This is a genomic window from Pelomicrobium sp., from assembly GCF_036803785.1.
In the GTDB taxonomy this organism is placed as follows: Bacteria; Pseudomonadota; Gammaproteobacteria; order Burkholderiales; family UBA6910; genus Pelomicrobium.
The window spans coordinates 1-6,807 of record NZ_DAIRTR010000148.1 but is presented as its reverse complement, the minus strand read 5'-3'; the positions used below and the strand labels follow the sequence as shown (position 1 = coordinate 6,807).

The window sequence follows — 6,807 nt, the reverse complement described above, 5'->3', positions numbered from 1 at the left end:
GTCTTCAGGCTGTGGGCGAGGTCGGCGAGGGCGTTCTTGAGCTTTTTCTGCTGGGCGCGCTCGTGGGTGAGGAGGGCGTTGATGTTTTCGGTGAGGAGCTTCAGCTCTTCGGGATACTCTCCCCGCAGATGCTCTTGGCGACCGGCCTGGACCTCGGCCACTTCGGCCGCCACGCGCCGCAGGGGCTTCAGTCCCCAGCGCAGCACCAGCCACAATACCGCGAGAAGCAGTACCGAGAGGCCGGCGAGCCACCCCGCCAGGGCGGTGCGGTAGCGGCGGATCTGCTGGAGGTACTCGCTCGGGTCCTCGGCGACGCTGAAAGTGAGATCCCGGGGATGGGCACCAATGGCCCAACGTACCCCCAGGCTCTGGACGAAGTACTCTTGGCCGGCGGCGTCTGCGCGCCGCTCGAAACGCTGCGTTCCGGGGGGAAGGCCGTCCACGAAAGGCACCTCGATCCCGACAGCGGAAGGGGAGCGCCACAGCAGCGCGCCTTCGGCGCCGCTCACCTGGGCGTAGAGTCCCGAGCCAGGGAGGCTCAGCCGGGGCTCGGGCAGCGGCTCGGGCAGAAGGAGCCGGCCCTCCGCGTCTTCCTCGGCCGCCCCCAGAAGGAGATAAATCTGGGCAAGAAGCCGCTCCCGGCGCGCCGACTCGGCGCTTTCCCGAAACGCCTGCTCCAGAGCGACGCTGGCAAGGACCACGAACGCCGCGAGCACCAGCGCGGCGGACAGCGCCACGCGCCGGTGCAGGGACATCATGAGGCCTTGCTTTCCAGGACGAAGCGGTAGCCCCGGCCTCGCAGGGTCTCGATGGGGGCGAGCGTCCCTTCCGGATCCAGCTTACGCCGCAGCCGCCCCACCAGCACTTCCAGCACGTTGCTGTCTCGCTCCTCGTCGTGGGGATAGAGGTAGTCGGAAAGCTCCGCTTTGGAAACCACCTTGTTGCGGTGGGTCACCAGGTATTCCAGAAGCCGGTACTCGTAGGAGGTGAGATCCACCTCGGCGCCGTTCACGCTCACCTTCTGGGCGGCCAGGTCGACCCGGAGAGGACCGCATTCCACGATCTGGGAAGAGGTGCCAGCGGCGCGCCGGATCAGGGCTTTCACCCGCGCCAGCAGCTCCTCCATCTGAAAGGGTTTGGTGAGATAGTCGTCTGCGCCGGCCTCCAGCCCTTCCACTTTGTCCTGCCAGCGGCCGCGGGCAGTGAGCACCAGAATGGGCAGCAACCGCCCGCCCGAGCGCAGCCGCCGGATGATCTCCAGCCCGGGCACGCCGGGCAGTCCCAGGTCCACAATGACGGTGTCGTAGGGATACTCGCTGGCGAGGTAAAGGCCTTCTGCGCCGTCGCCGGTGCCGTCCACCTGATAGCCCTCCCGGGCGAGGCGGTCCGTCACTTGGCGGCGCAGATCGGCTTCGTCTTCGATGACCAGAAGGCGCACTTCAGAAAAGGTTTACCGCCTTGCGCGACGAGACGGCGGGTACGTGCCTGCCATCGAGGCGGTCTCAACGCCTCCCCCGCCCATTGCCCGGACCCACGTCGTAGTAGCGGACCTCCCCCTCCGGGGTGAGGATCCGCACCCGGTAACCCTCCCGGTCGTCCCGGTGAGCGCGCTCCTCGATGGAGAGCACCCGGCCGCCGGTCTCCCGGCGGGCCCGCTCTGCCGCCTCGTCCCGGGGGGAGCGGGATCCCCGGTCCCGCTTATCCACCCGATAGAAATCCCCGGGCAGGACATCGCGGGGCGCGTAGCGCTGGTAGCGCTCCGGCCGGTCGTCACGAGGCTCGTAACGATCGTGGTCGGCCCAGGCGGCGCTTGCCGCCCCCAGAGCAATCCCGAGCCCGGCGGCGAGCCAGGCGTGGGCGGAGAACCCTTTTTTCCGCATCACAACGACGACCCCCGGCAATTAAAGCGAACTTTAACAGAAAGGCGGCCCCGCCGAACCCTCTCCCGCCGGGGACCGCCCAGTACTCACTCGGCCGGTTCCACCGACACCCGCACCCGCAGGCGGGGGCCCGGATCGTAGGGCAGCACCGTGGTGTAAGTGCGGCCTGCATACTGGTAAGTCACCTCGTAGTCCGCGATGCGCTTCTCCCACCGGTCCACTACGCGGCAGCGTTGCACGTCGTGGGGCGGCTCGTAGGCGTAGGCCTCGTTGCGCGACAGTTGCGCGCCGACGATCGTGCCGGCGACCGCACCGGCGCCGATGGCCACATGCTTTCCGCTGCCCTTGCCCACGGTGGAGCCCAGGAGACCGCCCGCGATGCCACCGATGATGGGGCCCAAGTAGTTGTCGGGCCCCCGCGTTTCGCGGTAGCCGCCGGGGACGCGCTCGGTCCAGCATTCCTCCCGTGGCATGTTCACCCGTTCATAGCGGGGAGTGACGCTTTTCACCTTGGCGTAATCGAAATCCTGGTATGCCTCGTAGGACCAGGCCGGGGCAGTGACCAGAGTGAGCGCCGTGACCAAGGCGATCTTTTTCTTCCACATGGCAACCTCCTTTCGTATCACGCTCTGGCTGGCTCAGAAACGACCGCGCCAGATGATGGTGACATCGCTCCCGCGGCGGTCGTAGTGGCGGGGGTAGTAGTGGTGATACTCCTTGTAGTAGGGCCGGTAGATCACCCGGGGTGGGCCGTACTCATAATAGTGATAGTACCGGTGCCCGGGAGGCACCCAGCCATGGTGCTTCCAGTGATGGCGTTTCTTCCCATGGTCATCTTTCCAGGGATGCTCGGGGTGCCAGTCTCCGCCGTGGGCCTGGGCCACCGCCGGAGCAGCCGCCAGGCCAGCCGTCAGTGCCAAGGCAGAGCCCAGCAGGGCGAGCTTGCGAAGCTTTTTCATGTCGAGCCTCCTTTTTCCGTTTCCACGTTTTGCATCCTACGCCCGGCTCCCTGAACCGCCGCTGAACGGTTGGGCGCGGGGGGGCTGCCGGTACGCGGGAGGCAGAATGCAGCGAGGTCACTGAACCGGGGCTGAACGGAAATTCCAGGCACCCCGGTGGCCCGCCGGGGCGAGGCGGCGTCAAGAATCTTCCTGAATCTGGTCGATTGGCGTGGCGGCAAAGCGACGGGCGGCTCCCCGGCAGCGGCCATCTCCCTCTCGATCCAGGCACCACTGGGCGTGGCGGGCGAGGAGGGCGGCCGCGACGGCCCGTCCCAGGGTCATGGCAAAGCGCCGGGCGCCGGCCTCCAGGACCGGGGGGCCAGCTTGCTCGGCTCGGGCGAGCCAGTGCCGGGCGTGGCCCAGGGCCGCCTCCGCCACGTCGAAGACCCGGTGGAGCGCGGCCTCTTCAATGCCGGGGCGCAGTCGGGCCAGCAGATCTTCGATGGAGGTAAGACCGCCCGTCGCCTTCAATGCCCGCAGGGCATCGAGGGAAAGTACATTGGTGGTTCCTTCCCAAATGGAAAGCACCTGGCAGTCGCGCAAAAGCGCCGGCAGCCCGGTGTCCTCCAGATAGCCCGCGCCGCCGAAGCACTCCAGCACTTCGCTTGCCACGGCGATGGCCTGCTTGGCGGTCAAGAGCTTGGCAATGGGCGTGAGCAGCCGCAGCCGCAAGGCCTCTACCTCGCCGATCTCTCCCGCTTCTTGCCGGCCCTGGAGCTCCACCAGGTAAAAGGTCAACTGGAACGCGGCGGCGAACTCCGCTTCCAGCTGCAGGAGAGTCTCCGCGTGCAGGGGTAGCTCCGCGAGGGGTGCACCGAAGGCGACCCGCTTGCGGGCGTAATCCCAAGCCAAGGCCAGGCCCCGGGCCATGGAGGCCGCCGCGCTGACACTGTTCCACAGCCGGGTGAGGTTGAGCATGGGTGCGATGTGGCGCACACCCTCCCTCAGCCCCGCCACGGGCAGCGCCGGTGTACCCTCTAGGGTGAGCTCAGCAGTGGGGAGCTTGCGGGTCCCCAGCTTATCCTTGAGGCGGTCCACCTGGAAGCGGTTCGGGCGCCCTTGCGCGTCGCGGGTTTCCACGTAGAACAAGGCGAGGCCGCGCCCGCCCGGGGGATTGCCCTCGGGCCGGGCGAGGACAAGGGCCATGGGGGCAGTGACGGCCGAGGTGAACCACTTGCGTCCGTAGAGCCGCCAGGTGCCGTCCGGGTCTTGGCGTGCGGCCGTTTCCGAGCGGCCCACGTCGGAGCCGCCGGCGAGCTCCGTCATCCACTGACCCGAGGTCCAAAACCGCGCCGGGTCTCGGCTGGTGAGGCGCGGAACTGCTCGCTCGATGAGGTCCCGACTGCCCAAGGTGAGGAGGGTGCGGGCCGCCCCGTCGGTCATGGCCAGGGGACAGGCGTACATGTCGGTGGCGGGGGCGAAGAGATAGGCTAGGGCAAACTGGTGCACCCGGGAGAAGGCCCCATGCCGAGCCTCGTAGGCGGTCGCCACCACGGCGTGCTCGGCTGCCAGCCGTTCGGCCACCTGCCATACCCGGGTGAGTTCGATGCGGTCGATGCGGTTGCCCCAAGCGTCCCACTGGATGAGCACCGGCTCGTTAAGCCGATCGGCGAGCTGGAGGGGATAGAGCTCTTTGGCGCAGCGCTCGCCCAAGGCCCGCAGGGCGGGAAGCACGTCCGCGCTCACCTCCGGCGGCAGCACCCGGGTCAGGTGGGAGCGGAGCATCCAATCGTCATCGAACGGATGACCCAAGGCGGGGGGCGGTTGCGTGAAAGTCATGACTTTCGTTCCGGAGGGCAAGACCCGCGCGGCAGGGTTGGGGGCTGCGGCCCGGACGGACTTTTATCCCATGGTAACACGGAAAGGACGCCTGCTCGGGCGCGAGAAGGCGACTCGAACGGCGCCTCGTCGTCGGCCCCCTTGAATTTCGCGGCAGCAATCCCTAATGATTTTTTGGTCTTGGCTTGCCATGGCCCAGTCCTTCGGCAGGGGGGCTCGTGCCCCCAGCGCTAGGACGACCGAGCAAGCAAGGGACAGTCATCGAGGATCGGCGCAAGCGCCGAGCTCGTGAGCGCTGCGCCGTCTGGTGTCTTGCACCGTGTATGAGGATCGCGCAAATCGCTCCACTGATCGAACGTGTTCCACCCCGGCTCTACGGAGGCACCGAGCGGGTCGTTTACTATCTCACGGAAGAGCTCGCGCGGCAGGGGCATGAGGTCACGCTGTTCGCGAGCGGTGACTCGGTCACTTCCGCCAGGCTGGTGGCGAGCGTACCGGAGGCGCTCAGGCTCAATCCCCGGGTCAAGGAGCCGCTTCCCTATGTGATCCTGCAGCTTGAGCAGGTGCGGCAGCAGGCCGAGCGTTTCGATATCCTCCATTTCCACGTCGATTTTCTTCATTTCCCCATCTTCCGGACGATCGCCGGCAAGACCCTGACCACACTGCATGGTCGCCTCGATCTACCTGACCTCCAAGCGGTCTACCGGGAGTTCCGGGAAATGCCCCTCGTGTCCATTTCAGACCATCAGCGGCTGCCCATGCCTCCCGTGAACTGGATCGGCACGGTCTACCATGGATTGCCGCGTGACGTATGCCCGTTCAATCCCAGCCCGAAAGGGGACTATTTCGCGTTTCTCGGGCGTATTTCTCCCGAGAAACGCCCGGACCGAGCCATCGAGATCGCCCGGCGGGCAGGCGTGCGGCTCAGGATCGCCGCCAAGGTGGACAAGGTGGACGAAGCCTATTTCCGGGAGCGGATCGAACCGCTCCTTTCCGCCCCCCACGTGGAGTTCATCGGCGAGATCGACGAAGCGCAGAAGGCCGAGTTTCTGGGAAACGCCCTGGGGCTTCTCTTCCCCATCGACTGGCCCGAGCCCTTCGGGCTGGTGATGATCGAGGCCATGTCCTGCGGCACTCCGGTGATTGCCTGGCGCTGCGGCTCGGTGCCCGAGGTGGTGGAGCCGGGGCTGTCGGGCTTTATCGTGGAGTCGATCGATGCCGCGGTGGAGGCCGTGCGGCGGATTCACATGCTGGATCGGACGGCCGTGCGGCGGCGCTTCGAGCAGCGCTTTTCCGCGGAGCGCATGGCGCGGGATTACCTTGCTCTTTATCAGACGCTCATCGCCCGAGAGACGACGGCGCGGGCGGCATAAGCAATGGGACAGGCCATGGATGCAGGGCAAGCGCTTTCTCAGGGACCGATGCTCGAGTTCTATATCCCGGCGACCTCCTCCCTCGCCGAGCGCCGTCCCCGGACCTTGAAGCACGGCGACACGTTCGCGCTGTTCGACCATTATGGGGACCTGGTGCCCGGTGAGTCCAGCCCGGAAGGAATTTTCCACCAAGATACCCGTTACCTTTCGCGGTTCGTGCTGAGCCTCGAAGAGCGGCGACCGTTGCTGCTTTCCTCTACGGTGCAGAACAACAACGCCGTGCTCAACGTGGACCTCACCAACCCGGACATATTCGAGGCGGGCAGACTGGTGCTGCCCAAGGACACTTTGCATGTGTCGCGGGTCAAGTTCCTGTGGGAGTCCGCCTGCTACGAAATGCTGGTCGTTCGCAATTACGGCGATCGCCCCCATGAGGTCCGCCTAGCGCTGGACTTCGATGCCGATTTCGCCGATTTGTTCGAGATCCGGGGCTTCCGCCGCGCCCGGCGGGGGCAGGTGATAGCGACCCTCGGCGATGGGGGCACGGTGACGTTTACCTATGGATCGCTGGACGGATTGGCCCGTGCTACGCGACTTTGCTTCGAGCCTAGACCGGACCAGCTCAGTGCCCACCGTGCCTGGTACTCTTTCGAGCTGGCGCCCAAGGAGCGCCGGGCCATCACCATCAAGGTGCACTGCCTTGCTGGAGAGGCCGTGCAGGGAGGCGATGAACATTTTTTCACCGCGATGCGCCGAGCACGCAAGGCGCTTTTG

Annotated in this window: 7 protein-coding genes and 1 pseudogene; 2 read left to right on the top strand and 6 right to left on the bottom strand. The window is 66.4% G+C overall.

Annotated elements, in window-relative coordinates; translation table 11 throughout:
* The 6 genes and pseudogenes from V7Q81_RS13685 to V7Q81_RS13660 all read right to left on the bottom strand — a co-directional run.
* Positions 1-758, bottom strand: a pseudogene (locus tag V7Q81_RS13685) (ATP-binding protein); the annotation flags it as partial.
* A complete protein-coding gene (locus V7Q81_RS13680; protein ID WP_333844291.1) occupies positions 755-1,438 on the bottom strand; it encodes a response regulator transcription factor in 684 nt (227 codons plus the stop codon). The gene V7Q81_RS13680 and the pseudogene V7Q81_RS13685, both read right to left, overlap by 4 nt.
* 64 nt (positions 1,439-1,502) lie before the next feature.
* On the bottom strand, positions 1,503-1,883 hold the full coding sequence (locus V7Q81_RS13675; RefSeq protein ID WP_333844289.1) for a PepSY domain-containing protein: 381 nt from the start codon (positions 1,881-1,883) through the stop codon (positions 1,503-1,505).
* An 83-nt stretch (positions 1,884-1,966) separates the two neighbouring features.
* Positions 1,967-2,485, bottom strand: a complete 519-nt coding sequence (locus V7Q81_RS13670) for a glycine zipper 2TM domain-containing protein (RefSeq protein ID WP_333844287.1) — start codon at positions 2,483-2,485, stop codon at positions 1,967-1,969.
* A gap of 33 nt (positions 2,486-2,518) precedes the next feature.
* The gene (locus V7Q81_RS13665; RefSeq protein ID WP_333844285.1) at positions 2,519-2,839 is read right to left on the bottom strand and encodes a hypothetical protein; all 321 of its coding nucleotides are present in this window, start codon (positions 2,837-2,839) and stop codon (positions 2,519-2,521) included.
* A gap of 180 nt (positions 2,840-3,019) precedes the next feature.
* On the bottom strand, positions 3,020-4,660 hold the full coding sequence (locus V7Q81_RS13660; RefSeq protein WP_333844282.1) for an acyl-CoA dehydrogenase family protein: 1,641 nt from the start codon (positions 4,658-4,660) through the stop codon (positions 3,020-3,022).
* A gap of 323 nt (positions 4,661-4,983) precedes the next feature.
* On the opposite strand from V7Q81_RS13660, the gene V7Q81_RS13655 reads away from it, so the two are divergent.
* Positions 4,984-6,033 (top strand): glycosyltransferase family 4 protein, encoded by a 1,050-nt coding sequence (locus V7Q81_RS13655; RefSeq protein ID WP_333844279.1) that lies wholly within the window; start codon positions 4,984-4,986, stop codon positions 6,031-6,033.
* 15 nt (positions 6,034-6,048) lie between these two features.
* A partial coding sequence (locus tag V7Q81_RS13650) for a glycogen debranching N-terminal domain-containing protein (RefSeq protein ID WP_333844278.1) occupies positions 6,049-6,807 on the top strand: 759 nt, incomplete at its 3' end.

Coding starts and splice junctions, on each gene's coding strand:
- V7Q81_RS13670 (WP_333844287.1), bottom strand. CDS start 2,485: ATGTGGAAGAAAAAGATCGCCTTGGTCACGGCGCTCACTCTGGTCACT.
- V7Q81_RS13665 (WP_333844285.1), bottom strand. CDS start 2,839: ATGAAAAAGCTTCGCAAGCTCGCCCTGCTGGGCTCTGCCTTGGCACTG.
- V7Q81_RS13660 (WP_333844282.1), bottom strand. CDS start 4,660: ATGACTTTCACGCAACCGCCCCCCGCCTTGGGTCATCCGTTCGATGAC.
- V7Q81_RS13655 (WP_333844279.1), top strand. CDS start 4,984: ATGAGGATCGCGCAAATCGCTCCACTGATCGAACGTGTTCCACCCCGG.